22 protein-coding genes are annotated in these 26,849 nt (G+C 63.9%); 10 read left to right on the top strand and 12 right to left on the bottom strand.

Features of this window, described 5'->3' with window-relative positions; genetic code table 11:
* Positions 1 to 100: 100 nt before the first annotated feature.
* The gene (locus tag AC1DKY_RS02190; protein ID WP_441602117.1) at positions 101 to 1,375 is read right to left on the bottom strand and encodes an MFS transporter; all 1,275 of its coding nucleotides are present in this window, start codon (positions 1,373 to 1,375) and stop codon (positions 101 to 103) included.
* 266 nt (positions 1,376 to 1,641) lie between these two features.
* On the opposite strand from AC1DKY_RS02190, the gene AC1DKY_RS02185 reads away from it, so the two are divergent.
* A complete protein-coding gene (locus AC1DKY_RS02185; RefSeq protein ID WP_441602116.1) occupies positions 1,642 to 1,929 on the top strand; it encodes a hypothetical protein in 288 nt (95 codons plus the stop codon).
* Between the two features lie 78 nt (positions 1,930 to 2,007).
* Here the strand turns inward: AC1DKY_RS02185 and AC1DKY_RS02180 are convergent, their stop codons facing one another.
* A complete protein-coding gene (locus AC1DKY_RS02180) occupies positions 2,008 to 2,877 on the bottom strand; it encodes an isocitrate lyase/PEP mutase family protein (protein WP_441602115.1) in 870 nt (289 codons plus the stop codon).
* A gap of 160 nt (positions 2,878 to 3,037) precedes the next feature.
* On the opposite strand from AC1DKY_RS02180, the gene AC1DKY_RS02175 reads away from it, so the two are divergent.
* On the top strand, positions 3,038 to 3,871 hold the full coding sequence (locus tag AC1DKY_RS02175; RefSeq protein ID WP_441602114.1) for a helix-turn-helix transcriptional regulator: 834 nt from the start codon (positions 3,038 to 3,040) through the stop codon (positions 3,869 to 3,871).
* Positions 3,872 to 3,874: 3 nt separating this feature from the next.
* Here the strand turns inward: AC1DKY_RS02175 and AC1DKY_RS02170 are convergent, their stop codons facing one another.
* Positions 3,875 to 4,135, bottom strand: a complete 261-nt coding sequence (locus AC1DKY_RS02170) for a hypothetical protein (protein ID WP_441602113.1) — start codon at positions 4,133 to 4,135, stop codon at positions 3,875 to 3,877.
* A 189-nt stretch (positions 4,136 to 4,324) separates the two neighbouring features.
* Here AC1DKY_RS02170 and AC1DKY_RS02165 point away from each other — a divergent pair, with 189 nt between their 5' ends.
* Together AC1DKY_RS02165 and AC1DKY_RS02160 are read left to right on the top strand one after the other, a co-directional pair.
* Positions 4,325 to 4,468 (top strand): hypothetical protein, encoded by a 144-nt coding sequence (locus AC1DKY_RS02165; protein ID WP_441602112.1) that lies wholly within the window; start codon positions 4,325 to 4,327, stop codon positions 4,466 to 4,468.
* A gap of 222 nt (positions 4,469 to 4,690) precedes the next feature.
* The gene (locus AC1DKY_RS02160; RefSeq protein ID WP_441602111.1) at positions 4,691 to 6,901 is read left to right on the top strand and encodes a TonB-dependent receptor; all 2,211 of its coding nucleotides are present in this window, start codon (positions 4,691 to 4,693) and stop codon (positions 6,899 to 6,901) included.
* A 43-nt stretch (positions 6,902 to 6,944) separates the two neighbouring features.
* Here AC1DKY_RS02160 and AC1DKY_RS02155 read toward each other — a convergent pair whose 3' ends face one another.
* The 5 genes from AC1DKY_RS02155 to AC1DKY_RS02135 form a co-directional block, all read right to left on the bottom strand.
* A complete protein-coding gene (locus AC1DKY_RS02155) occupies positions 6,945 to 7,961 on the bottom strand; it encodes a PfkB family carbohydrate kinase (RefSeq protein WP_477178550.1) in 1,017 nt (338 codons plus the stop codon).
* Positions 7,962 to 8,102: 141 nt separating this feature from the next.
* On the bottom strand, positions 8,103 to 10,391 hold the full coding sequence (locus tag AC1DKY_RS02150; RefSeq protein ID WP_441602109.1) for a TonB-dependent receptor: 2,289 nt from the start codon (positions 10,389 to 10,391) through the stop codon (positions 8,103 to 8,105).
* A gap of 256 nt (positions 10,392 to 10,647) precedes the next feature.
* The gene (locus AC1DKY_RS02145) at positions 10,648 to 11,961 is read right to left on the bottom strand and encodes a mannitol dehydrogenase family protein (RefSeq protein WP_441602108.1); all 1,314 of its coding nucleotides are present in this window, start codon (positions 11,959 to 11,961) and stop codon (positions 10,648 to 10,650) included.
* Positions 11,962 to 11,993: 32 nt separating this feature from the next.
* Complete coding sequence (uxaC, locus tag AC1DKY_RS02140) at positions 11,994 to 13,409, bottom strand: glucuronate isomerase (protein WP_441602107.1); 1,416 nt, start codon at positions 13,407 to 13,409, stop codon at positions 11,994 to 11,996.
* A 12-nt stretch (positions 13,410 to 13,421) separates the two neighbouring features.
* Complete coding sequence (locus AC1DKY_RS02135) at positions 13,422 to 14,222, bottom strand: FadR/GntR family transcriptional regulator (RefSeq protein ID WP_441602106.1); 801 nt, start codon at positions 14,220 to 14,222, stop codon at positions 13,422 to 13,424.
* 90 nt (positions 14,223 to 14,312) lie between these two features.
* Between AC1DKY_RS02135 and manD the strand changes: the two genes are divergently transcribed.
* The 5 genes from manD (at position 14,313) to AC1DKY_RS02110 (ending at position 22,857) form a co-directional block, all read left to right on the top strand.
* Positions 14,313 to 15,539, top strand: coding sequence for a D-mannonate dehydratase ManD (manD, locus tag AC1DKY_RS02130; protein WP_441602105.1), 1,227 nt, complete (start codon positions 14,313 to 14,315; stop codon positions 15,537 to 15,539).
* 204 nt (positions 15,540 to 15,743) lie between these two features.
* On the top strand, positions 15,744 to 18,362 hold the full coding sequence (locus AC1DKY_RS02125) for a glycoside hydrolase family 2 TIM barrel-domain containing protein (protein WP_441602104.1): 2,619 nt from the start codon (positions 15,744 to 15,746) through the stop codon (positions 18,360 to 18,362).
* A 54-nt stretch (positions 18,363 to 18,416) separates the two neighbouring features.
* Positions 18,417 to 19,673: an MFS transporter gene (locus tag AC1DKY_RS02120; RefSeq protein WP_441602103.1), complete on the top strand. Its 1,257-nt coding sequence runs from the start codon at positions 18,417 to 18,419 to the stop codon at positions 19,671 to 19,673.
* 85 nt (positions 19,674 to 19,758) lie between these two features.
* The gene (locus AC1DKY_RS02115; RefSeq protein ID WP_441602102.1) at positions 19,759 to 20,517 is read left to right on the top strand and encodes an SGNH/GDSL hydrolase family protein; all 759 of its coding nucleotides are present in this window, start codon (positions 19,759 to 19,761) and stop codon (positions 20,515 to 20,517) included.
* A gap of 231 nt (positions 20,518 to 20,748) precedes the next feature.
* Entirely contained in the window at positions 20,749 to 22,857 is a 2,109-nt protein-coding gene (locus AC1DKY_RS02110) for a TonB-dependent siderophore receptor (protein WP_441602101.1), read from the top strand.
* A 127-nt stretch (positions 22,858 to 22,984) separates the two neighbouring features.
* Here AC1DKY_RS02110 and AC1DKY_RS02105 read toward each other — a convergent pair whose 3' ends face one another.
* The 4 genes from AC1DKY_RS02105 to AC1DKY_RS02090 form a co-directional block, all read right to left on the bottom strand.
* Complete coding sequence (locus tag AC1DKY_RS02105) at positions 22,985 to 23,908, bottom strand: flavin reductase (RefSeq protein ID WP_441602100.1); 924 nt, start codon at positions 23,906 to 23,908, stop codon at positions 22,985 to 22,987.
* A gap of 1 nt (position 23,909) precedes the next feature.
* Positions 23,910 to 24,539: a class I SAM-dependent methyltransferase gene (locus tag AC1DKY_RS02100; RefSeq protein ID WP_441602099.1), complete on the bottom strand. Its 630-nt coding sequence runs from the start codon at positions 24,537 to 24,539 to the stop codon at positions 23,910 to 23,912.
* Between the two features lie 69 nt (positions 24,540 to 24,608).
* Complete coding sequence (locus AC1DKY_RS02095; protein WP_441602098.1) at positions 24,609 to 25,271, bottom strand: helix-turn-helix transcriptional regulator; 663 nt, start codon at positions 25,269 to 25,271, stop codon at positions 24,609 to 24,611.
* A gap of 2 nt (positions 25,272 to 25,273) precedes the next feature.
* Positions 25,274 to 25,933 (bottom strand): hypothetical protein, encoded by a 660-nt coding sequence (locus tag AC1DKY_RS02090; protein WP_441602097.1) that lies wholly within the window; start codon positions 25,931 to 25,933, stop codon positions 25,274 to 25,276.
* A 205-nt stretch (positions 25,934 to 26,138) separates the two neighbouring features.
* On the opposite strand from AC1DKY_RS02090, the gene AC1DKY_RS02085 reads away from it, so the two are divergent.
* Positions 26,139 to 26,846: a DUF3348 domain-containing protein gene (locus AC1DKY_RS02085; RefSeq protein WP_441602096.1), complete on the top strand. Its 708-nt coding sequence runs from the start codon at positions 26,139 to 26,141 to the stop codon at positions 26,844 to 26,846.
* Positions 26,847 to 26,849 lie beyond the last annotated feature (3 nt).

Here is a 26,849-nt window from a genome sequence, read left to right as displayed (position 1 = left end):
GTCCGGCAACGACGCGCGCTATTCGGCTCTTGATGCGGCTCCAGGCCCTCGGGGTCCCCGTATGACGCGGCGGGCGGGTGAAGGAATGGCCGCAACCCGTTCAAGCCCGCGGCCGCGTCTCCGGCATCGTCATCAACACCGGCAACACCGCCAGCGCGATGACCGCAATCATCACCCCCGGCACCGCCGCCCACCCCGTCATCTTGACCAGCAGCTCAGCCAGAAACGGCGTGATGCCGCCGAAGATCGCGGTGGCCACCGTGACGCCAAGCGCCAATCCACTTAGCCGTCCCTCACCCGGAAATTGCTCGGCCGTCGCCGACGCAGCCACGGCACTCACGCCACCAGCCACACAGGCCAGCACCACTGCAGCGATCACCACGTGCCACAACGAACCCTGCGCCATCAGCGCGAACATCGTCGAAGGCAGCGCCGCGCACAGCAAGGCGAGCACGACCAACACCGGCTTTCGGCCAAGGCGATCGGAAAGCGCTCCCGCCCAGGGCGTAACGAGAATGACGGCAACCGCCGCAACGGTCGACAACGCGAGAGACATGCCCTCGCCTATCGCACCCGTCGAACTCAGAAACGTCGGCACATAAGTGATGCCCACGTAATAGGTAATGGAGCCCAGCGCCGAAATCGCAAACGTCCTCGCAATGGCAGCTCGGTGATGCGCCAGCGTGTCGCGCACGGGCGACACAGGCACGGTGCCACGCGCCTTCTGCCGCTCGAAATCCGGCGACTCCTGCATGGCCGAGCGCGCGACCCAGATGCTCCCCGCCAACGCCGCGCCGACGAAGAACGGAATGCGCCAACCCCATGCATCGAGATTCTCTCGACTCATCAAACCCACGGTAAGCGCGGATACGCCCACGGCGAGCAAGGCGCCAATTTCACTGGCTGCGGAAGCCAGCGATGTGATCAATCCCCGGTGATGCTTGTCCGCACCCTCGAGCAGATACGCGACCACGCCGGTGTACTCGCCGCCCACGGAGAACGCCATCAGGCAGCGCAACAGCAGCAACAGATAGCCGGCTGCCATGCCGATACGGTGGAAGTCCGGGAGCAGCGCCGTCGCCAGCATCGCCACCGTCATCAATGCCATCGACATCAGCAGCGTATGGCGCCGCCCCAGTTTGTCGCCAATGATGCCGAACACCAGCGCACCGAGCGGCCGCATCGCATAGGCAATGGCGAAGCCCGCCAGCGTCGCCAGCAACGAGTTGCCGCCACCGCCGAAGAACACGCGCGACAACACCGTGGCGAAATACAGATAGAGCGTGAAGTCGTACCACTCCACGATGGTGGATAGCGCGGCAATCACCATCGATGCACGTGTCATCGATACACCGCCCTGCCCGGCGCGTTTCATGGCCGCTCTCTGAAGCATCGTCACGTCCCATGCGGCGCTTGCGCGGCCGTCTCCCAGGTTCCATCGATCATGCGGCCTTCACATGCTTGGGCGAGGCCGGCGTGCCGTCAAACGATACCAGCAAGCGCTTTGGACGCGCCGACCGTGGCATTTGGAAAAGGCCATGCAGATCGGAAAGCGGCACGGGCGACATCGGAGGAGCATTTCATCCATGCACTGATCCACGTTGCATGAAGACATTCACTCATCCTTTCCGGAGGCACGACATGAACACCAAGGCACTGATCACGGGTATCGTTTTGGCCACCGCGCTGGCCCTGCCGTTCGCCAGCATGGCGCAGGAAGGCGGCCCGGTGGTCGACATCGGCTATCGCCACGGCAACCTGCGCAACGCCCAGCAGAATATCGTGCAGGCCTGGCAGCTGGTGAGCGACGCACAGATCGACAACGACGATCGGCTCGGTGGTCATGCCGCCCGCGCCAAGGCGCTGCTGACCCAGGCCGATGAAGAGCTGCGTCTGGCCGCCGATGCCGCCAATCGCAACCGCTGGTAAGGCGATGCGTTGCACCATGCACAACGCCCGCCTTCATGGCGGGCGCTTTGCCTGAGAACGATTTGCCTTGCCGAGAGTTCAGGCCCGTCGACGCTGTTCGCTGGCTACGCCTGGTTCGAACAGGCCATTCGCCTCGCCCACCGAAAGCATGTGATCGCCCATGGTGTCGTAGCGACCTTCGACCAGCGCTTCCCGCGCGATGCGGGCCAGATGCGACAGCACCGCCTGCATGGTGCCGCAGCCCAGGCTGATGCGACGCACGCCCAGCTCACGCAAAGTCGCCGCGTCCGGCGCACCGGGATATCCCACATAAACATTCAGGGGCACCGGCAGCAGCTCGGCGAGGCGCCGGATTTCATCGGCATCGGCGAGACCGGGAACGAAGATGCCGTTCGCGCCAGCGCTGACATACGCCAGCGCCCGCTTGAGGGTTTCCTCAAAGCGCGCCTCGCCCGACAACTCCTTGCTCAGATAGGTATCGGTACGCGCGTTGATGAACAGCGCGATGCCGCGATGCTCCGCCACGGCGCGAATGCAGGCGATGCGCTGCGCCAGCAGACGCGAATCGGCCAGTTGGCCGGTGGCCGGATCCTTGCCATCCTCGATATTGATGCCGACGACACCCAGCTGCATCAAGGCACCGACCAGGCCGCCGGTTTCCTCGGCATCAACGCCATAACCGCGTTCGATATCGATGCTCAAGGGCACCGAGACTGCCTCGGCGATGCGGCGACAGGCCGCCAGCAGCTCGTCCAGCGGCATCTGTTCGCCATCGGGGTAACCCAGCGCCCACGCCATCGCGGCGCTGCTGGTGGCGACGGCCTTGGCACCGGCGTGCTCGATCACGCGGGCACTGGCGACGTCCCAGGCGTTGGGCAATATCAGTGGTTCGGCGCCGGCGTGGAGCTGGTGGAAGGCCTGGGCCTGGGTGGCCTGATCGTGGTTCATGGTGGTGACCTGGGGACGCCCGCCATCGGGCCTGACCAGGAGACCATTCGCCGCGCGGGCCCGCTGTCAGAATCTTTAGCTACCGACCCTTGGCACAGGATGGGCACGCGGGGCCTTGTTATGCTCGCAGCACCTCCGGACGAGTGCAGCCGGCCCGATCATGTCGAGTTTCTCCAGCCAGGTTCTGCTGTCGACGGAAACGTTGACGCTGCGCGACGTGCACTGCAGCGGCACCTGCCGCCATCGCAGCGCGGAAGAATGTGCCGCCTCGACCCAGCTGGTGTTTCCCTATCGCGGGTTGTACCTGCGCCACGTGGCCTCCGACCAGACCGTGGCCGACGCCAATCACGTGTTGTTCTTCAATGCGCAGCAGGGCTATCAGGTGAGTCATCCGCTGCAGGGCGGCGATGCTTGTTTATCGCTGCGCCTGTCGGACGCGCTGCTTGCCGAGCTGGCGCCCAAGGCGCTGGTGCAGACCGGCGAAGACACGATCTTCCGCGCCCAGTCGCAGCGCATCGATGCTCGTGCGCAAGCGCTGGTGGCGCTGCTGCGTCACAACCTCGAACACGACAGCATCGAGCCGCTGGAAGCCGAGGCGCTCGCGCTCACCCTGGTATGCCGCAGCCTGGGACCGCGCACCTCGCGCACGCCGACATCCACGCACGCCCGTCGTCGCCTCGCCGATCGCGTGAAGATGCTGCTGGCCAGCGACTTGTCGCGTCGCTGGACGCTGGCCGAGATCGGCGAGGAAATCGGCGGCTCGCCGGTTTACCTGACGCAAGTGTTCAAGCAGGTCGAAGGCATGCCGCTCTATCGCTATCAGCTGCAACTTCGGTTGGCGCGCGCGCTCGATCGGCTGGGCAAGGTGGATGATCTCTCGGCCCTTGCGGCGGAACTGGGATTCTCAAGTCACAGTCATTTCACCAACGCGTTCCGCCAGGCTTATGGCCGCTCGCCTAACGAGTTTCGCCAGGCGTCGCGCGGTCCCGCCTGATCGTCAGTCGTCGATGGGCACGTGCAGGTGCACGCCCAGCGCGTAGCCGCCCACGAGTCCGGCCGCGATCGCGACCAAGGTGGTCATCCACACGAGGGGATCGGAAAGCAGCAGGTGGATTTTCCACTCGGCGGAGAACGCCATGGAAATCAGCGTGACGATGGCGCAGATGATGCCGCCCGCCCGTGCCCAGGCGCGACAGGCGCGTTCGCTGCGTGCGTCCACAGGGCGGGCAAGGTACGTGGAAGACGGGTTCGGGGACATGGACAGACTGCGCGTGAGTGAGTCTGCGCAGCTTAGGTATGCCCATCGCCGGGAAATATGGGACGAATCCTAAAAATCGCGCCCGGCATCTCGCGTCACCACCAACGGCTAAAGAATTCGACAGCGTAGGAGAACGGGCGCGTGGTCTTCTGGGTGAACCCAATCTCGGGTGACATCCGGAGACGTGCCATGAGTGAGAGGACCTGCGCCGCGTGCGATTACCCGCTGGACGACAACGCCATCAAGGTGACCGTCGGCCATCGCGTGGTGGAAGTGTGTTGCGAGGAGTGCGCGGAGAAATTGCGCGAAGCCCAATCCCGCGCGACCGGCTGATGTCTGGTCACGTGCATCCAGTGCGATGCGCGTGTCGCGTGCCGCCTACCCGGCATCCACAAATCGCTGCCGGGTACGCGGCATTCCTTTGAAAAATCCTGCGGAAAACGTAGTTATTTGCGTTTAAACCATAGCCTCGACAACGGGCACTTACGGCGCAAAACAAATGAAAGTGATTCTCAGTTACTGCCTGCTGAGCCTCACTCGCCGCCGAGGGAACCCATGCCACATATCCAGGATCGCCGCTTTTCCCCTGCCGTGCGTCCGCTGCGGCACTCGCGCCTAAGTCATGGCGTCCATCTCGCCCTGCTCACCGGCGTCGCGCTGTTTGCCTCCACGGCATGGGCGCAGGAGGCCGTGACTCTCACGCCCGTCTCGGTGCATGGCGTCTACGACCAGAGCGACCGCACCAATAAACCCGGTCTCGCGCCCTCGCTGGGCAAGACCGGCACCCGTATCGAGGACCTGCCCGCCAGCGTGCAGGTGATTCCACGCGCCCTGATGGCCGAGCAAGGCGCGACCATGTTGCGCGACGTGGTCGCCAACGCCAGCGGCGTCAATGCCGGTGGGCAGGATTCGAAGGGCTACTTCGATCACTTCCTGATCCGCGGCCTCAACGCGCAGATCTACAGCGATGGCTTCTCCGATGGCGATCAACTCAGCGGGCTGTCGCACTCGCTCAACGGCGTGGAGCGGGTGGAGATTCTCGAAGGCCCGGGCTCGGCGCTGTTCGGCAGCGGTCCGCCGGGCGGCACCATCAACATCGTGCATTACGCACCTGCCGCCACGTTCCACTACGGCGGCAGCCTGCAGTACGGCTCGTTCGGCTCGATCACCAACAGCGATTACGTCACCGGCCCTACCGGCGTGGCCGGTCTGGATTATCGCGTCGACGCGACGTTCTCGCATGTGGACGGCTTTCGCGACCTGCACAGCCACGACTACGAGGTGCGCCCCTCCCTGCGCTGGCTGTGGGGCAATCACATCACCGACGTTGCGCTGGATGCGCGCAACATCCATGAAACGCCCGACTCGTACGGCATCATTTACTTCGACGGCCAGCCACTGCGGCATGTGTCGATCAATGCGCTGTATTCCTCGCCCTTCACCAGCGCGCATTCGGATTTCGTGCGGCCCACGCTGTCCGACGAGTGGGCGGTGAGCAATGTGCTGACGATCAACAATCGCCTCTCCTACCTTCACCGCACGCTGGATGCCGTAGTGAACGGCGACAGCGCCAGCACCAGGGTGACCAACGGCGAAGTGGTGAATCGCCAGCTGCGGCAGCAGGATGACGCCGACGACAGCGTCGACTACCAGTTTGAACCCGTCTGGCGATTCGCCACCGGCGATGTGCACCACACCTTGCTCACCGGCTTTGAATATCAGAACCAGCGCCTGTCCACGGAACGCAGCACCGCCGACCTGCCCAACATCGTCGACGCGTTCGCGCCGGTGCCGCCGGAAACCTCGCTCGCCGACGTGACGTTCAAATGCGACGCCAAGCACTCCTGTGACGACGACCGTCTGCGTGCGAACTACTACGGCGTCTACGCCACCGACCAGGTCGACGTCACCGATGCGTTCAAGCTGCGCGCCGGTGTGCGCCAGGACTGGTGGGACACCTCGCTTAGGCCCCGCATCACCGTCCCCGGCCGGTTCGGCACCGATGGCAAGCCACTGCTCGCCGGCGTGGAAGACTCCTGCAACGATGCGCCACTGAGCTGGAATATCGGCGCCCTTTACAAGCTGTTCTCGTGGATGTCGCCCTATGTCGGCGTCTCGCGCAGCCATCAGGCCAACTTCAATTCGGAGAACACGCAGAACGGCGTGGGCGCGCCGGAATCCGCGCTGCAATACGAGGCGGGCATCAAGTTCGCCTGGCTCGACGACCGGATCGTGCTGAACACCGCGGCGTTCGACGTGAAGCGCGACCACGTGGCGGCCGCTACGACTCTCAATGGCGTGGAAGCGGTGGTATTCGACAGCCAGAAGACGCGCGGCGCGGAAGCGTCCATCGATACCGCCCTCACCGACCAGTGGCATCTACTGGCCAATGTCACCAGTCAGGACGCTACCATCACGGACAATCCGCAGGGCATCACCTCGGTGGGACATCGTCCGCAGGGTGCGCCGAATTTCCTTGGCAACCTGTGGACCACCTATCGCTTTCCCATCGCGGGCATGCCCGGCTTCCGCATCGGTGGTGGCGTGAACTACCAGGACAAGAGTTATAGCGATATCACCAACACCAACAGCATCCCGTCCTCCGTCGTGTGGAACGGGTTGCTCGGCTATCAGGCATCGGTATGGGGCGTGGATGTGAACTTGCGCAACCTCACCAACCGACGCTATTTCGTGGCGGCGAATGGTGCAGGCGCACTCGTGGGCGAATCGCGCAGTGCGTTTGTGAGCGTGCACGCGGATCTGTAATTGACACGCATGGGAGTTCGCGGGACTGTCCCGGCGAGTGCCTCTAACGGCGGACGTCGAACGACTCGCCGGCCATGAACTGGCGGATATCGCTTTCGCCAAGCAGATTGACGTCGCCCGACACCGAGTGCTTGAGGCAGAAAGCGGCGAAGGCGAATTCCAGGGCGTCGCGCTCGGTAGCCCCAGACAGCAGACCGTGCAGGAAACCTGCCGTAAACGCGTCACCCGTGCCAATGCGGTCGACGATGCCCGGCAGCGCGCACCATCGCGTGTGCATGATGCCATCGCGCGTTGCGCAAAGACCACGCACGTCCTGTTGATCCGCACTGTGATGAAGGCGCTCCGTGGCGATCATCCAGCGCAGCCGCGGCCACGTCGCGAAGGCAAGCTCGGCGGCGGCCGCAAAACGCTGGCTGGCATCTTCCTGGGTGAAGGTGGCGCCGAGCATCAGTGCGATATCGCGATCGTTGCCGATCAGCACGTCAGCCTCGGCAGCCATCTTGCTCGTGAGTGATGGGGCATCGCCTGCCCGGTCGCCCCAGAGCTTGCTGCGGTAATTGCAGTCGAACGACACGGGAATATCGCCATCGCGTGCCGCCTTCACCGCGGCCCGTGCTGCTGCAGACGTGGCCTCACCCAAGGCCAGGTTGATCCCGGACACATGCAGCCACTTCGCTCCCGCCAACTGGGATGACCAGTCGTAGGCATCGCCGCGGGTCAACGCAAACGCAGAGTCGGCGCGATCGTAAAGGACATCGGCGGGACGATGCATCGCTCCCGGCGAAAGGAAATACAGCCCCATGCGACCATCGGCATACCGAATGGCCGGCTGCACGCCCAGGCGTTTGAGCTCGCCGGCGCAGGCGCGGCCCAAAGCGTTGTCAGGCAGGGTGCTGACCATCACGCTGCGATGGCCGAGGATGGCCAGCGATGCCGCCACATTTGCTTCGGCGCCACCAAAATGCACGCGCAGATTCGGCGACTGCAGCAAGAGTTCGTTATGAGCCGGCGAAAGGCGCATCAGCAGTTCGCCAAAGCACACCACGTTGCCGTCACTGATGGGATTCATCGCCTGGTTGCACTCCACCTTTGTCGCCGACCGGAGGATAGCGCGAACCATCGCTCAGCCGCGGCGTCCGTGCCGCTGTTCCGGCTACCCGCGATGCGCCTCACCTGGGAAGCGCATCGCGGGACGTCTTGATTACTGGAACTTGTAGGTGGCGCGGATACCGAAGTAGCGCTCGAAATCGCGCGGCAGATAGGACTGCACCGCCAGCATATTGTTGTAGTTGCTGGTGGAGTTGGTCAGGTTCGAGTAGTAGTGCTTGTTGAACGCGTTGTTGACGAAGCCCACCACTTCCCAACGATCGGCCTCCTGGCGCACACCGATGTCGAAGTTGGCCACGCCATAAGCACCTTGCACGGTCAGCGGATCCTGGCTGAGCGAGTAATTGACGGCGCTCTGGAACGTATACGAGCCATCGATCACACCGAGCAGGCCGGTCGAACCCAGCGGATGGGTGTAGTTGAAGTTGGCGGCAAACTTCCACTTCGGCGCGAGCGGGGGGCGCGCGCCGGCCAGGTTCTGGCTCTTCACCGCCGTACCCGTGCAGCCCTGTGCCAGGGTCTGGTTGGGATAGCACTGGGCGAACGGGAACTCGGTGATCTTGGCGTCGAGATAAGTGACCGAGGCGCCAAGGGTCAGGTCCTCGTTCACGTGATAGCCGCTTTCCAGCTCGATACCGCGCGTATGCAGCTTGCCGACGTTGGCCAGACGGTAGTTGGTGGTGCCGTCGGACAGCGTCTCGATACCCTGTGCCTGGAAGTTCTTGTAGTGGGTATCGAACAACGTGGTGTTCAAGGTCACGTGTCGATCGAGGAACTGCATGCGCGAGCCGAGCTCGTAATCAGTCGAGGTCTCCGGCTTCACCGGACCACCGGCAGCACGCACCGCGTTGAAGCCCGTCGACAGATCGTAGGTCTCACCCTTGTGGCCCGAGGCCGTGGTGAAGTACAGCATGATGTCGTCGTTGATCTGCTGCTGCACGCCGACCTTGTAGGTGCCGAAGGTGTCGCCGTTGCTGCCGTTGAAGGCCTTCTTGGCGATGTAGTCGTTGAAGGTGTAGCCGATCTTTTCGTAGCTTTCGCGACCACCGAGGATCAACGTGGTATCCGGCAGCACGTCATATTCGACCTGGCCAAAGGCGGCGTACTGCTTGGAGTACGAGGTCGCATACCAGGAAGCTAGCGAGTAATACGGACCGCGGCCGAAGTTGCGGCTGTAGTTCACATCCGCGTAGAACAGGCCCAGGGTGTAGCGGAAGCGATCATCGCCCGGCGACAGCAGGCGGAATTCCTGCGTGGTCTGATGCGAGGCAAACGTGCCGAACTGACGGTTGTCGAGCTGCTTGAGCGCCGATTCGTCCTGATCCAGGCGATCGAACATCTTGTAGCTGTCCAGCGAGGTGATCGACATGAGCGTCGGACCACCGAAGTCGTAGGAGACCTTCACCGAACCGGCCGTATCCGTGTAATCGGTGCCCGTCGTGTAGTTGTTCACGACATTGGTGTTGTCCGGATAGGCCGTGACGCCCGGCGCAAACACCGGCGGCGCATAGACGCCGCGCAGATAGGCGGTGGGGCCCAGCGCAATGAACGGGCGTCCGGTGGTGGTGTGGCCATCGATGTAATCGAAGCCAAACGTGACGTTCAACGCCTCGGTCGGATCCCACACCAGCTTGTTGCGCGTGGACAGCGTGCGACGACCATTGACGTCGTTGCCGTTGTACAGGTTGGTCACGTTGCCGCCGAAATTGTCGTAATTCCAGCTGCTGCGGAAACCGAGGTTAGACGTGATGGGACCGGAGAACACCGCCGTGCCGCCGGCCTCGCCGTCACCCGTGGCCAGCGCGCTGACTTCGGCCGTGAGCGTGTCCGAGGGCGGCAGGGTGGTGATGTTGATCAGGCCCGCCGAGGCGGACTTGCCATACAGCGTGCTCTGCGGGCCGCGCAGCACTTCGATCTGTGCGATGTCCGACAGATCGGTAAAGGCGCGCGGCTGGAAGGCGATCGGAACATCGTCCACCACGACCGCCACGCTGGGCTCGACGCCAATGGAGAACGCAAAGGTGCCCACGCCGCGGATGGTCAGCGATGCGTTGACGGGATTCTCGGCCGGCTTGATGACCAGCGACGGCGCGACGCGATTGAGGTCGTTGAAGTCGCGAACGGCAAACGCTTCGAGCTGATCGGCATTGACCACCGCCACTGCCACGGGAACCTTCTGCAGGTTCTCCGTGCGCTTCTCCGCCGTCACCGTCACGGCTTGCAGATCCTTGGTAGGCGCTGGCGTGGTGGTGTTCTTGGCGGTCGTGTCGCCCGACTGCGCCTGAGCGGGCGCGTCGTTGTCAGCCGCCACCGCCGGGGTGTTCATGAGCACATAACCGGCTAGTACGGCTCCCACCCACTGGCTTAAAACCTTGCGCTTCATAAATTGGCCTCTCCCCATACGGCCTTATTGGTCAGACCAATACTGCCTGTCAATGGAGACACCGTCAACCAATCCGGTTATGCAGATTTGGTATTTAGCGGCAACTTTTAAAATGTCAGCGCAGTCTTGTGCGTCGCGACAAAACCATAGTCAAAACAGATGTTTCGCTTTCGCCGCGATTATCGTCGGATAGCAAAGGGAGCGAGCCTGACAAACCACTTGCAATGCTGCGCGGCAGCAATTGCAAATAAATTGGTCAATCTGCTTTCAGCATCCGGGTGATGGCCTGCCGCTCTTCTTCGGAACACACCCAAGAGCCAGCAAAGACACCTCGCGCACCGAACAGAGCGGCCACGATGCCGCCCCTGCCCTCGCTCATCCACAGCGCCGCGAGCTGCTCCGCCATCGGATCGTCGACGGCATGACCCACACCACGCACGAAGTCGACCCAGGCGGCCAGCGCCTCCAGCAGCGCCGGACAGGTCTGGCCCTGCCGGCTGTGCCAGCTCAAGGTGTCCAGCCAGCGCTGGGGGATCTTCTGCGAACCGTCCATGGCGATCTGGCGCAGGCGATGCGGCAGCCCGGCATTGGTGAAGCGCTCGATCAAGGCATCGGCGTAGCGCATCAAGTCCATCGCCACCGAAGGCAGCGTGGGCGCCGCCTCCTGCCGCATGAGGCGATCGATCAGCGGCGCGATGGCAGCGTCAGCGATGGCCTGATGGACGAATTCGTGGCCGCGTGCCAGCCCAAGATAAGCCAGCGCGGAATGCGCGCCGTTGAGCATTCTGAGCTTGGCGGCCTCGTAGGCACGCACGTCGGTGACGAACTGCACGCCGCCGGTTTCCCAGCGCGGCCGCGGACCGGCGAAGCGATCCTCGATCACCCACTGGCGAAAATGTTCGGTGACCACGGCGCCTTCGTCGCGCATGCCGATGTCATCGGCGACAGCGTTCTTGTCCGCATCGGTCACCAGCGGCACGATGCGATCGACCATGCTCGACGGGCAGGCGCATTCACGGCGGAACCAGCGTGCGGTTTTCGCGTCGGTGGCATCGAGGTATTCGCCGAGCGCGGCCGCGAGCCGCTCACCATTGCCCGGCAGGTTGTCGCAGCTGACCAGGCTCAAGCCGCCCACGCCCGCAACGCGACGCTGCATCATTGCCTTGCCGAGATAGTCGTAGATGGAACCATCGCCAAGGGATACGTAGCCCTTCTCGGTCACCGTCAGCGTCACAACGTGCACGTCCGGCGAGGCCAGCGCACTAACCAGCGCGCCAGGGTCTTGCGATGCGACCAGCACGCGGCGCACCGCACCGATCAAGCGCGGCGTGTTGGCGGCAGGCCCGCGCTCTGAGAGCGTGTACAAACCGTCCTGCGGCGCCAATAGCGCATTCACGTCGGGCGAGCGCAGCGAGACCCCGGTGATCGCCCAGTCGCGATCACCGGCATTCATCGCATCATCGGTATAGACCGCCTGGTGGGCGCGATGGAATGCGCCGATGCCCAGATGCACTAGGCCACAGGCTTGCGCGTCACGCGCATAGTCGGGGCGACGGACGCGCGACGACAACAGGGCCTCGGTCGCCCGCGACAGCCGGGTGCTCACAAGCGATAGGCCCGCTTGGCGAGCGGGCCCGCCAGTTCCACCGCGAGCTCGGCCGCTTCCCAGTCTTCGAGGCGATGCTCGACGACAAGTTCGGCGAGGTAGCCGCAATCGATACGGCGCGCCAGATCATGTCGTGCAGGAATCGACAGGAAGGCTCGCGTGTCGTCGTTGAAACCGACGGTGTTGTAGAACCCCGCCGTCTCGGTCGTCGCCCTGCGGAAGCGACGCATGCCTTCGGGACTATCGTGGAACCACCACGCAGGACCCAGTCGCAATGCCGGGTAGTGGCCTGCCAGGGGCGCCAGCTCGCGCGCATAGGTCGACTCATCGAGGGTGAACACGATGATGGTCAGCGACGGCTCGTTGCCGTAGCGCGCCAGCAAGGGCTGCAGCGCGCGCACGTACTCGGTACGCAGCGGAATATCAGCGCCCTTGTCGCGGCCGAAGCGCGCAAACAGCGAGGGATTGTGGTTGCGGAAGCTGCCAGGATGAATCTGCATCACCAGACCATCCTCGAGACTCATGCCCGCCATGACGGTGAGCATCTGCGCGCGGAACAACTCCGCATCGGCTGGCGTCGGCTGTCCGCGCGTGACCCGCGCAAACAACGCGGCGGCCTCGGCATCGGAAAGATCGGCCGTCGCGGCGGTGGGATGCCCGTGATCGGTGGACGTGGCGCCCATCGATGCAAAGAACGCACGCCGCTGCCGCAGCGCCGCGAGATAACCCGTCCAGCTGCGGGCGTCTTCGCCGGTCAGCTGCGAAAGCCGATCCAGATTCGGCAGAAAGCCTTCAAACTCTGGATCGATCACCGGGTCCGGCCGGAAGGCCGTGATCACCCGGCCCTGCCAACCGCTGGCACGAATGGCCGCGTGATGCTGCAGCGAGTCGAGCGGTGATTCGGTGGTAGCCAGCACGTCGATGTTGAAGCGCTCGAACAAGGCGCGCGGCCGGAACGCCGGTGTAGCGAGCTGCTCGGCGATGCGGTCGAAATACACATCGGCCGTGCTGCCATCCAGACGTTGCTGCATGCCGAACACTTCGGCGAACACCCAGTCCAGCCAGGTGCGCGACGGCGTTCCGCGAAACAAGTGGTAGTGCTCGGCCAGGAGGCGCCATGCAGCGCGCGAATCGACCGGCGCCGACTTCTCGCCACGCGGACGCACACCCAAGGCCTCGAGCGGCACACCCTGGCTATAGAGCATGCGCAGCACATAGTGATCCGGCGTCAGCAGCAGGCTGGTCGCGTCAGCAAACGGCTCGTTGTCGGCAAACCACTGCGGGTCCGTGTGGCCATGCGGACTGACGATGGGCAGCTTTTCCACCAGCGCATAGAGCTGCTGGCAGATTGCGCGAGCGGCGGGATCGGCAGGAAAGAACCGGTCCGGATGGACCACCAGGGGATGCGCCATGCGTGAACTCAATCAGATCGAAGCGACGTTGCCGAAACGGCGACGCGTGGAAGCAACCGCCTCGCGCGCCTTGGCGAGGGCCTGCTCTTCGGTGGCGAACAGCAGATGATCGATCACGGCGGCCAGATGCGCGCGCATCGCGGCGCGCGCCTTGGCGGGATCGCGCGTGCGCAAGGCCTCGACGATGACACTGTGCTCCTCCACCACAGGGCGCACCTTGGCGGCACGCGCCTTGGCGTGCAGCAGGGCGCATTCGGGCGAGGTGGAACGCAGCCGCCACAGCTCTTCGATGGCGTTGACGATGGCGAGGTTGCGGGTGGAGCGGGCGATCAGCATGTGGAAGTCGCGATCGGCGTTCTCGCTCACGCTGCGGCGCTGGTTTTCATCGGAGATCTGCCGCACCAGGGCTTCCAGCTCGTCGAGCTCGGCGTCGGTGATATTGGTGGCCGCGAGCGCCGCGCTCTCACCCTCAAACAACAGGCGGGCCTCGGTAAGCTCGAACGCCGTGACATTGAAACCCGGCCTGTCGTCGATGCCCGGCAGCCGGCGCACGTAAGCGCCCGAACCCACCCGCACATCGATCAGACCCTGCACTTCCAGCGCGATCATCGCCTCGCGAACAGCCGGGCGACTTACGTCGTGCTCGACGGCCAGTTCCCGTTCGGCCGGCAGGCGGTCGCCAACCGCGTACTTGCCGTTGGCCAATTCCTGGAACAACCGGTGCGCGACGCGCTGATAGAGCCTGCCATTACTGGCCTGCGTCTCGGCCGAATCTCCGGCGACGGCTTTCTTGGCCTTCTTGGTAGGGGTCATGGCGCTGTGTTTTCCAAAGTAGTAAGACCAATATTGTCTAAATTGGCAAGGCAGAATAGTATGCCTGCAGTATAGCCCCCAGCCGCTGAAATGGAAGCCGGATACTCCATGAAGATTGAACGAGCCCGCGTGATCGTCACCTCTCCAGGTCGCAACTTTGTGACCCTGAAAATCGAGACGGATCAAGGGGTCAGCGGTATCGGCGATGCTACGCTCAATGGCCGCGAGAAGGCAGTCGTCGCCTACCTCGAAGAGCATGTCATCCCGTGTATGATCGGCAAGGACCCCCGCCGCATCGAGGACATCTGGCAATACCTTTATCGCGGCGCCTACTGGCGGCGCGGGCCGGTCACCATGTCCGCGATTGCCGCCGTCGACACGGCGCTATGGGACATCAAGGCCAAGATGGCCGGCATGCCGCTATACGACCTGCTGGGCGGCAAGAGCCGTGAGGGCGTGATGGTCTATGGTCATGCCAATGGTGGCGATCTGGCAGAGACGGTGGATGAAGTCGCCCGCTATGTCGACCTGGGCTACAAAGCCATCCGCGCCCAGTCCGGCGTGCCTGGGGTCAAGGATGCCTACGGCGTGGGCCGCGGCAAGATGTACTACGAGCCGGCCGGCGTCGGCCTGCCGCAGGAGACGGTGTGGAACACCGCCAAATACCTGCGCTTTGTGCCGACGCTGTTCGACAAGCTGCGCGACAAGTTCGGCTTCGACGTGCATCTGCTGCATGACGCCCACCACCGCCTGACGCCCATCGAGGCGGCCCAGCTGGGCAAGGCGCTGGAGCCTTATTCGATGTTCTGGCTGGAAGACGCCACCCCGGCGGAAAACCAGGAAGCGTTCCGCCTGATCCGCCAGCACACCACCACGCCGCTGGCGGTGGGCGAGATCTTCAACACGATCTGGGACGCCAAGGACCTGATCCAGAACCAGCTGATCGACTACATCCGCACCACGGTGGTGCGCGCGGGCGGCATCACCCACCTGCGCCGCATCGCCGATCTGGCCGCGCTCTACCAGGTGCGCACCGGCAGCCACGGCGCCACCGACCTGTCGCCGGTGACCATGGGCGCCGCACTGCACTTCGATAGCTGGGTGCCCAACTTCGGCATCCAGGAATACATGCGCCACTCGCCCGAAACCGATGCGGTGTTCCCTCACGCCTATTCCTTCGAGCAGGGCTATCTGTATCCCGGCGATGCGATCGGCCATGGCGTGGAGATCGACGAGAAGGAAGCGGCGAAGTACCCGTACCAACCCGCCTATCTCCCGGTCGCGCGCCTGGAAGACGGCACCATGTGGAACTGGTAAGCGACACGATTTCCCTCCGCCGCCGTGTCCTGCACGGCGGCTTTTTTTATGGGCCATCGCTGCCTCTCCGTGCCGCTGGTCTCGTTGACACCACCGCGGCCTTGCCGGAGTATTGGTCAAACCAATATTTCGCAAACAGGATAACCGGTGATGCATCGACCCAGCGTTCGACGAGTCCTTGCTTCCGCGTGCCTGGCAAGTTTGATGGCGATCGCCGCAATCCTGCCCCTGCCCGCCCTGAGCGCAACCTCGCCGGCAGCTGACGGCCGCAACACCCAAGCACTCACCACCGGCTGGCAGTTCCGCTTCGGCGGCGACCCGGCGGGTGTCACCGACAGCAACTACGACGACCAAGGCTGGACCTCGGTCAGCCTTCCGCATACCTGGAACCGCGTGGGCGAATACGGCCTCACGCCGTCGCCGGCCATGAACAACAACCATGGCCTGGGTTGGTATCGCCTGCATCTGGATGTGCCGTCGAAGCTCGCGGGGCGGCGCCTGTTCCTGCAGTTCGACGCGGTCGGCAATATCGCCGACGTGTGGGTCAACGGCGTGCATGTCGGCCGCCATGAGGGTGCGTTCTCGCGTTTCCGCTTTGACGTCACCCAGGCGATCAAACCCGGCGCCAGCAACGTGATCGTGGTCAAAGCCGACAACACCAAGCCGGATATCGGTGCGTCGACCGAGAACGTCATACCGCTCGGTGGCGACTTCTTCATTCATGGCGGCATCTATCGCCAGGTGGCCTTGATCGACACGGACAGCGCGCAGATCGACCTGCTTGATCACGGCAGCCCCGGTGTCTACGTAAGCACGCCCGAAGTCGACAAGGACGCCGCCAAGGTGGCGGTGCTGGCGAAGCTGCGCAATTTCTCCGCGGCGTCGCGCAATCTCACCCTCGTCACCACCATCCGCGACGATGCCAACCATGTAGTTGCCGACGACAGCAGCGCCCTGAAGCTCGATGGCTCGGCCACGCTCGACGCGCGTCGCTCGTTGACGCTCAAGCAGCCACGGCTCTGGCGCGGCCTCAAGGATCCCTATCTCTACGCTGTCACGGTGGAGCTGCGCGACCACGGCAAGGTGATCGACCGTGTCGAGCAACCGCTGGGCGTGCGCAGTTTCAAGTTCGACGCCAACCAGGGCTTCAGCCTCAACGGCGAAGCGCTGCCGCTGCACGGCGCATCGCGTCACCAGGACAGGCTGGGCAAGGGCTGGGCGATCTCGCCGCAGGATCACGCCGAAGACATGGCGATCATGGCCGAGATGGGCGTCAATACCATTCGCGGCGCGCACTACCAGCACGCGCAGGAGTGGTACGACGACGCCGACAAGACCGGCATGATCATGTGGGCCGAAGTGCCCTTCGTGCACCAGTCCTCCTTCACCAACAGCGCACCCAGGCAGGCGCTGATCGACAACGGCAAGGAACAACTGGTGGAACTGATCCGCCAGAACTACAACCATCCCTCCATTGTGGTCTGGTCGGTCGGCAACGAGACGGACATCCGTCCCGTGCAGTTGAAGTTGAAGACACCGGCGCAATCGCTGGTGATGCTCAAGGTCCTCAACGAGGTCGCCAAGCAGGAAGATCCCTCTCGCGCCACCGGCTATGCCGATTGCTGCGAAGACGCCATCGCCGGCCAACCGGTGCTGAGCAATGTGGCCGACCTCACCGGCTACAACCGCTATTTCGGCTGGTATTACGGCAAGCCGGAAGAGCTCGGCAGCTTCCTGGACAAGATGCACGCACGCTACCCCGCCATGCCCATCGGCGTGAGCGAGTACGGCGCCGGTGGCGGCCTCACCCAGCACACGGACAATCCGCTGGGAGGTCCGGTCAATGTGTTTGGACGTCCGCATCCGGAAGAATACGAAAGCTGGGTGCACGAGCAATCGTGGAAGGCGCTCGCCGCGCGCCCTTATCTTTCCGGCGTGTGGATCTGGAACATGTTCGACTTTCCTTCCGACCTGCGCGAGGAAGGCGATGCGATCTACCTCAACGACAAGGGCCTGGTTACCTTCGATCGCAAGGTGAAGAAGGACGTGTTCTATTTCTACAAGGCGCAGTGGTCGGGCGAGCCGGTGCTGTACATCACGGGCCGTCGCTATGTCGACCGCGCCTATCCGGTGACCGAGGTGCGCGTGTACAGCAATGCCGAGCGCGCGACGCTCAGCGTCAACGGCCGGGATCGCGGCGTAGCGGCTTGTCCTGAGCACATCTGCGTTTGGCACGACGTAGCGCTGAAGCCCGGCAGCAACAGCGTGCAGGTGAATGCTTCGATCCATGGCAAGCAGCTCAGCGATACGGTCAACTGGACCGCGCCGGATGCTGCCGCTGGCATGCGCATCAAGTCCGGCAGCCTTACCGGCTTGACCACCGGCGATGCGCAGCGCTTCGGCTCGGATAATTTCTTTGTCGGCGGCGAAGGCAAGACGCTCAACCCGTTCCGTCGCGGCGCCAACGAAGCCGGTACGGAAGTTCCGGTGAAGCACATCGCCGGCGCGAAAGACGCGGCGCTCTATGAGGCCTATCGCGAAGGTGCGTTCCAGTACGACGTGCCGTTGCCCAACGGCCGCTGGGAAGTCACCGTCCATGTCGCCGAACCCGATGCCGCATTGGCGGCCTCGCGCACGTTTACGGTCAAAGCAGAAGGTACGGTGGTGCTCTCACACTTCAATCCAGCCAAGGCTGCAGGCGGTGCCCTCAAGGCAGTCGAGCGCCGCTTCCCCGTGGTAGTGAAGAACGGCAGGCTCGTGCTCGACTTCATTCCCGAGGGCGGCCCGGCCATCGTGTCTGCCATTACCGTCACGCCGGGCTAAGCGGCACGCCCTTCTTCACGATCCACCGGTGCGCACTGCGCGCGAGGTCAACTCATGTTCACGCACGGCCGGCGCTGGTGGATCATTTGCCTCGTCACACTCGGCACGATCCTCAATTACCTCGCGCGCTCGTCGCTCGCCGTGGCGGCGCCCACGCTCAAGACGGTATTCGCGATGTCCACGCGCGAATACAGCTGGGTGGTGGCGACGTTCCAGGGTGCATACACGGTGATGCAGCCGATCGCTGGCTGGGTGCTCGATAAGCTCGGCTTGCGGCTTGGCTTTGCGCTGTTCGCCATCGGCTGGTCGATTTCCAATTGCGCGCACGCGCTGGCCGGCAGCTGGATGGGGCTCGCGTTCTTTCGCGGCCTGCTCGGCGCCACCGAAGCGGCGGCGATACCCAGCGGGCTGAAGGTCGTCTCCGAATGGTTTCCACCGAAGGAGCGCACGGTAGCCACCGGCTGGTTCAACATCGGCTCATCGCTGGGCGCCATGATCGCGCCGCCGCTGGTGATCTTCTGCATTCTGCACTGGGGCTGGCAGATGGCGTTTATCGTCACCGGCGGACTGGGCTTGCTGTGGGCTGCACTCTGGTACTGGGGCTATCGCAAGCCCGAGGATGATGTTCGCCTCGGCGCCGAGGAGCGCGCCTACATCTTGAGCGGTCGTGCCGTGGACCCGCCAGCTAAAGGCGTGGATGCGTGGCACACCGTGCTCGCGACGCGGGAATTCTGGAGCATCGCCATTCCGCGCTTTCTCGCCGAACCGGCGTGGCAGACCTTCAACTTTTTCATCCCGTTGTATCTGTCCGAAGTGCGTCACATGGACTTGAAGCATGTCGCCGCCTTTGCCTGGCTCCCGTTCCTTGCCGCCGATGCCGGCTCGCTTTGCGGCGGCTATCTCGCCCCATGGCTGATGCGTCGCTTCGGTGCATCGCTGCTCACGTCGCGCAAGCTGGTCATGACGTTGGGCACCTCGCTGATGATCGGCCCCGCGTGCATCGGCCTGGCCGACAGCACCACCCTGGCCATCGTGCTGTTCTGCGTGGGCGGCTTCGCGCACCAGATGCTGTCCGGTGCCCTGATGACCTTGTCGGCCGACGTGTTCGACAGTCGCATCGTGGCGACGGCCACCGGCATGGCGGGTTCGGCCGCATGGATCGGTGGCCTGGCCTTCTCGCTGGTCGTGGGTGCATTGGCCGACAGCCTGGGCTACCACCCGCTGTTCGCCTGCCTGGGCATCCTCGACCTGCTGGCTGCGATCGCGCTGTGGAGCTTGTTGCGGGAACGGCGTGGTGTGGCGCGGGCGTGATGCCGCGCATCAACTTCCATCGTCCTGCATCGTGAATTAAGGTGGCTGCGCGCTTTTGCATGCACCCTTCATCACGGATACCCGCATGACTGCTCGATGGATGACCGTTTCCGCGCTCGCCTCGCTGTTGTGCCTCGCCATGTCGCCAGCCAACGCGCAGGAACACGTCGCCGGAATCGTTGCCGATCCATGCACGATGGAGAAGGCATCCGAGAATGGAACCGTCTTCGCACGCGACTTCGCACAACTGTGTCAGTACCGCGCGCAGAATGCCGAACTGATGAAGCCCGGCAGTCCGACGCCGCGTGTGGTCTTCATGGGTGATTCCATCACCGAGTTCTGGGGCCAGAAGGACGCGGCGTTTTTCACCAACGGCAAGGTCGATCGCGGCATCAGCGGCCAGACAACGTCGCAGATGCTGTTGCGCTTTCGCCAGGACGTGATCGACCTGCATCCGCAAGCCGTGCACATCATGGCCGGCACCAACGACGTGGCCGGCAACACGGGACCGGCGACGCTGGAACAAGTGGAAGGCAACCTCGCCTCCATGGCGGAACTGGCGAAGGCGCATGGTATCCGCGTCATCCTGGCCAGCGTTCCTCCCGCGGCCCGCTTCCCCTGGCGCCCGGGCCTGCAAACCGTCCCCACCATCCAGGCGTTGAACGGCTGGATCAAGGCCTATGCCGCGCGTAACGGTTTCACCTATGCCGACTACTACGGCGCGATGGCGACGCCCGAGGGCGGCATGAAGGCCGGTATGGCCGAGGACGGCGTTCACCCCACGCTTGAGGGTTATAGGGCGATGGAGCCGCTGGCCGAGGCGGCCATACGAGCCGTCCTTTAAGCGGACCGCGTCGCACGCCCTCCCTCTGGGCGCCGCCATTACACAAGCAGATCAGTTGCTTGCAGCTGCGCCTGGGCGGGTTGTGGACGCCCCCGCCGGACATTGCGCCGCGGCCATTTGACGTAATAAGTTGATCTACAAATAAGAATCATTATCATTGTGTAACTCGCCTCGGGCGAGCCGTGCCGCCACCCGCGGTCACGGCCACGATTCTTCTAGGGTTTCCTCAACATGTCCGCGTCCTTTTCCAGAACTGCGCTTCTGGTAGCGATCTCGTTTGCCCTGCTCGGCCCGGCCCACGCCGACGACCAGACCGAGAGCAGCAACACTGCCACCAAGACCACCAGCGCGGCCGACAAGAAGAGCGTGTCGCTCGCGCCGGTCAATGTCGTCTACTCGACCACCAAGACTGAAACGCCGACCGTCGAGATCCCGCAATCGGTGAGCACCATCACGCCCGATCGCATGTCGCTTTACGGCATGCAGAATCTGGATGAAGCGGTGCGCTACATGGCCGGCGCGGTGGGCGGCAGCTACGGCGCCGATCCGCGCAGCGACTGGATCCTGATCCGCGGCTATGACCCGGCGAAATTCCTCGACGGCCTGGCGCTGCCCAGCGGCTCATGGACCGCCGATTCGCGCATCGAGCCGTACGGCCTGGAACGCATCGAAGTGAACAAGGGGCCGTCGTCGGCGATGTACGGCCAGCTGCCGCCCGGCGGCATGATCGACATGACCAGCAAGCGCCCGAGCCTCGATGCACCGCACGAGATCGAAGCCACCGTGGGCAGCTTCGGCCAGAAGCAGCTGGCTGGCGATACCGGCGGTCAACTCGACAATGATGGCCATTGGTTGTGGCGCGTCGTGGCGTTGGCGCGCCAGGGCGATTCCAACATCAAGCATTCCAGGGACGACCGTTACTACTTCGCGCCCAGCCTCACCTGGCAGCCGGACGACAACACCTCCTTCACCCTGCTCCCCCGCTATCAACGCACGCTGTCCGACGGCGTGGGCGGCTTCCTGCCGTCGCAGGGCACGCTGTACCCCAATCCCAACGGCCAGATTCCGCGCGATGTGAATCCGGGGGAGCCGGGCTACGACCATTACTGGAAAACCGACGAATCGATCGGCTACGCCTTCAACCATCGCTTCAACGACGTATGGTCGTTCCGTCAGGATCTGCGCCTGCAGAACGAAAAGGTCGACCATCGCTCGATCGGCAGCCTGGGCCTGCAGGACGACTTGCGCACGCTCAACCGCTACAACTATCCGCTGGTGGATCACGCCAACGTGTTTGCGGCGGACAACCAGGTCGAGGCGAAATTCGACCAGGGCAGCGTGCAGCACAACGTGCTGATGGGCGTGGACTATCTGCATAGCCACAACGACTACAAGTCGGGCTTCGGCTCCGCGCCGACCATCGACATTTTCAATCCCGTCTACGGTCAGCCGATTCCGCCGGCGCCTTATACCTTCCACACCAACAGCTTGCTCGAGCAGCTGGGTGCGTACGTGCAGGACCAGATCAGCATCGGCAAGTGGGGCATCGTCGCCAGCGGCCGCGAGGACTGGGTCAGCAACGACGTGAAGGACTTGATCGCCAACACGCAGCAGAAGCAGAACGACAACGCGTTCTCCGGCCGCCTGGGCGTGAACTACACCACCGATATCGGTCTGGTGCCGTACGTGGCCTACTCGCACTCGTTCAAGACGACCGTTGGCACCACCTTTGATGGCAGCGCGTTCAAGCCGATCACCGGCGACCAGTACGAAGGCGGCCTGAAGTACCAGACGCCGGATGGCCGCACGCTGATCACCGGCGCCATCTACCAGCTCACGCAGAAGAACGCGCTCACCGTCGATCCCAACCACCTGTTCTTCTCGCTGCAGCAGGGCCAGACGCGTACGCGTGGTGCGGAGCTGGAAGCAAATGTCGCGGTGACCGATCACCTGAGCATGACGGCCGCGTATGCCTATACCGACGCCAAGGTCACCCATGCGAACGATGCCACGCTGGGCAAGGAAGTCGCCCTGGTGCCGAAGCAACAGGCCTCGCTGTCGGCCGATTACAACGTGCACGAAGGTGTGCTGGCGGGCCTCGGATTTGGTGGCGGCGTGCGCTTCATCGGCGAGCACTACGGCGATGCGTTCAATCAGTTCCGCACGGGCGGCTATACGTTGTTCGATGCGAATGCGCACTATGACGTGGAACGCTGGCGCTTCCAGGTGACGGCCGCGAACCTGTTCAATCGCCAGTACGTCAGCGCGTGCAATAGCGCGATCTGGTGTTATTACGGGTATCCGCGGGAGATCACGGTGTCGGCGCGGTATCGCTGGTAAGCGGGAGCATGGAACGATTGTCTGTGGGAGCGCACCCTGTGCGCGACAGCCACGCTTTGGTGTATCGCTCCGTAGGTTGTCGCGCACAAGTGCGCTCCTACACAAACAGCTGTGGCGTTCGGGCGAACTAGACCTCCGCAAACGCCTCCGCCTGATGCCGCCGATACGCCTGGTAATACGCCGGCGTGTGATGCAGCTGCGTACCGTCGGACAGCTCTTCGCCTGAGGCGACACGACACACGAAGAACAGGTGCGAACCGATCTCCTGGCTGTGCACGATGCTCAACTCGTGGATTCGCAGCGACTCGGCCACCGCGGGTATCCCGAAGTCCTGCGAGGGGCGAACCGGAAACGGCAAGGCCTGCCAATCCTGCAACGGATGCTTGTGGTGCTCGCTGAGCTTGTAGACCGCCGCTTTCATCGTGGCCGGCACGCTGGACAGCGCCACCTTGCGCAGCTCGCGCATGAAGGGCGCGGAGACATTGGTGCTGCGCAACGCCAGCGAATAGAAACCGCTGCGTTCCAGCGGACCGATCAAGTCCATCGGAAATATATTCTGATGATCCCCGGCTCCCACCGACACCAGCACGACCGGCCGCGGGCAAAGGTAGGCGATCATCAACTGCTGCACCGCTGCGGGCGTCATCAATGCATGCTGCGCCGAAGGATGTTTGCGCATCAGGCGATTTTGCAGCCATGCATTCCACGGGCGGCGCGGCCAGCCGAGGCAGCGATGTTCGCCTTTGGCCACGTGGTAAAGCGTGAGCGTCTTGTCGTCGACAGCAATAGAGGTGGCTTTGGCCAAGTGCAACGTGCCGACGGTGTCGCCCGTGGCACGATCGCTGTATTGGATCACCGCATGGTCGCCGGCATCGACGCTGGTGGCGATGGTCAGCGGCTTGAGCGACGCCACCGTGTGATCGTTGGTGACATCGGCCGAGCCACCGTCCCAGCGCAAACTGGCGTCCACCGCGTGTTGCGGCGGCGCCAGCGCAATCGTCGCCCATTGCGGCAGCGGGCGAACGAACGGCCTTAGCCAGTCCTTCCACATGTCAGCACCGCCGCAACAGCAGGAACAGGTAGAGATCGGTGAATGTGCCCAGCCCGCGTGGAAGCACGCGCTCCAGCCGAAAATGCGGCGCGGCCGCACGCGCCACGATGCGCGGCGCAAAGCGATGGATGTTGCTCTCGCTGGTAATGGCATAGTGGCCGCGCAGCGCGAGATTGAGCAGGTTCGCCCGCCACCATCGATAACGCGCGTCGCCGAGGAAATACGGGTTGAGCATGCTTGCCAGCACGAAGCCGCCGGGGCGAACCACGCCCGACAGCTGCTCGAACAGCGCCGCCTGATCGGGAATATGGTTGAGCACCGCGAAATTCGCCGTCACGGCGCCCACCCGGCAGGCCTGCGGCGATGTCACCGGCATGATCGCCTTGCGCTCGATATCGTCGCGGCAGTGCACGGCCAGGTAACCGCGCATGGCCTCGGACGGCTCATACACGAACGTCGGGTGACCGCTGGCGGCATAGGTCTTGGCATCGATGCCGGTGCCCGCGCCGAAATCGAGCACCTCGGCGCCGGCGGGCAACAGCTCCAGCGCCAGCTTCTGAAAGCGGTCGCGCACCTGCTGGTCGCGCGGCGAGCTCAGCATGATTTGGTGGTACTGCTCGCCCGTATGCATGTGTGGTTCGCCCGACCTCTCGCTGCCCGCAGCGTGCATCGCTTCGGCTCTGCGTGAGTGCCCGGCCGGTTACGGAAGGTTGTGCGGGTCAGGCTCCGTCGCCGCCACGCCGAGACGGAAGCGGCAGCACTGCCCGCCGCGCACGATGCATTCCATGTGGTGCACCTCGCGCCCGCTGGCCGCCTTCATATAGGCCAGGTCGAACTTGCACACTTCCTTGTGTTGCCTGGCCACCTCGTGAAAGACGCAATTGAAGGCTTCGATCTGCCATTCGTCGCGATATTTCACTGGCAGCGCCTCGTAGCCCAGGCGATCGAGCTGCGCCGACAGCGCGCGCACGACCTCTTCGTGGCTCGCCGTGGCCGGCAAGGGCAGCTCCCGCTGGCCCAGTGAGCGGCCCATCTGCTGCATGAAGGCTTCGAGTTGTTCGTCGCCCAGCTGCGTGCGCAGGGCGACGAACATTTCCGAAGCAATCACCGCGTAGTTGCGGGGGAACAGCGCGCTGCCCGTCTCGGTGATGCGAAAGATCGCCAACGGTCGCCCGCCGCTGGGACGCGAGCGGGCCCGCTCCACGTAGCCGTGCGCGATCAGCGCGCTCAGGTGCTGGCGCACGGCGTTATGGGTGATGCGCAGCTTGCCGCAGAGGGTCTCGACCGTGCTCCCGGCGTGTTCCGCCAGCAGGGCCCGCATCAGGCGCTGCTGCGTATCGCCAAGCTGGTCCAGACCGCTCACGATCAGGCTGCCTTGGCCGGGAACTGCTTGGCGATGGCGCCGGCCAGCGCATCGGCAATCACGTTCATATGCTGCTGCATCGCGGTCCAGGTGCTGGCTTCGGCCGTCATGTCGCCTGCCATGATTTCCTCGATCTGTGCCGAATGATGCGCCACATGCCCGGCCAGCAGGCTCGATACCGCCGATTCCGGCAGGTTCGGATTGGCGCCGGCGAGGAATTTGGCGATCTCGCCGCCATTGGTGGCCAGCGCGTTCATCGCCGCCGTTTCGGCGGTCTTGTCGTGCGTGCTGTCGGCCTGGGTGAGCGCCTTCACGCCAGCCCAATGTCCCGCCAGCAAGGTGAACATCTGCTCGCCCGCGGCCTTCCCATAGAAGCTGCCCACTGCATTGGCGATTGCCTTGGCATTGGTCACCACGGCGTCTTCCGCCGCCTTCGCCTTGGCGGCGTCGTGCGCATGCACGGCCAGGGCGTATTCGAGGGTGTGCACCACATGGTCGTGCCACAGGGAGCGCATGGCCGCCTGCAGCTTGGGGGCGGCCACGGGCGCGGCGGTTTCTGCCATGGCCATGCCATCCATCGTGGCAGCGGGTGCGGGCTGGGCGAAGGACAAACCCGTACCGGTCAGGAACAGGGCGGAGGCGAAGATAAGTCGAGCGTTCATTGGTTTTCCCCATGGATGTCGCCGGATGCGACTACGCTCATCCTGGGCCAGCCCTCGAGATACGCAATCAACCTATGTGTAAAGCCTACTACAGCTAGTGCTGAACGGGATCGGGCCGAACCGGCCGGCGGCGAGTGCCGACATCGCGCGGAAGGCGCCCGGGTCGGCTTACCGTGTAAAATGACGGTTTTATTGCCAGTAGTTGATGGTGTCTGCCTCTCCCTGGACGACAGTCCGTGGCCCAACGTTCATTCGCTTGCTTGCACGCCTGACGGACGTTGACGTCGCCCAATCCAAACAGTCGCTTTCGGACCGGCTGAGCCATTGGCTCGACTGGACGCATGCGCTGGCCTTGTCCACGGTGCTGGACGGCCAGCCCTCCGTCGACGGCGGCGATGCCCCCTCCTTCGGCAGTGCGGATGATGAGGAGTGCGCGCGTGCGCGCGTGTCGCTGGCGCAGACGATTGCCGGCGACAAGGCGTTCACCGAACGACAGCCGGCGGACGAGGCGGTCGATTACGCCGTCTTCCGCCAACGCTACTTCGCCCTGCAGCGGAAGATGCAGGCGACCACCGGCCATCTGCGCGGCCGGCTGCGCGACATGCTCGCGCAGAAGAGCCACGACATGGCGCGACTGGCCGCGGTGGATGCGGTGATGGAGCAGGCGCTGAGTCCGCGCGAACAAATGCTGTTGGCCGCCGTGCCTGCGGTACTGGGAAAACATTTTGATCGCCTGCGCGAGGCCGAGGGCAAATCGCTCGACGATGCGCAGGCCACCGAGAACACCACCGCGGTGATCCGCGGCGCCTGGCTGGACGTGTTTCGCAGGGATATGCAGAGCGTGTTGCTCGCCGAACTGGACGTTCGTTTTCAACCGGTCGAAGGCTTGCTTGCAGCGCTTCGCACCAGCTAATTG

Source organism: Dyella sp. 01N448 (assembly GCF_056399225.1).
Note: the sequence above shows the minus strand (reverse complement) of the source record. Positions and strands in the feature narration are given on the sequence as shown.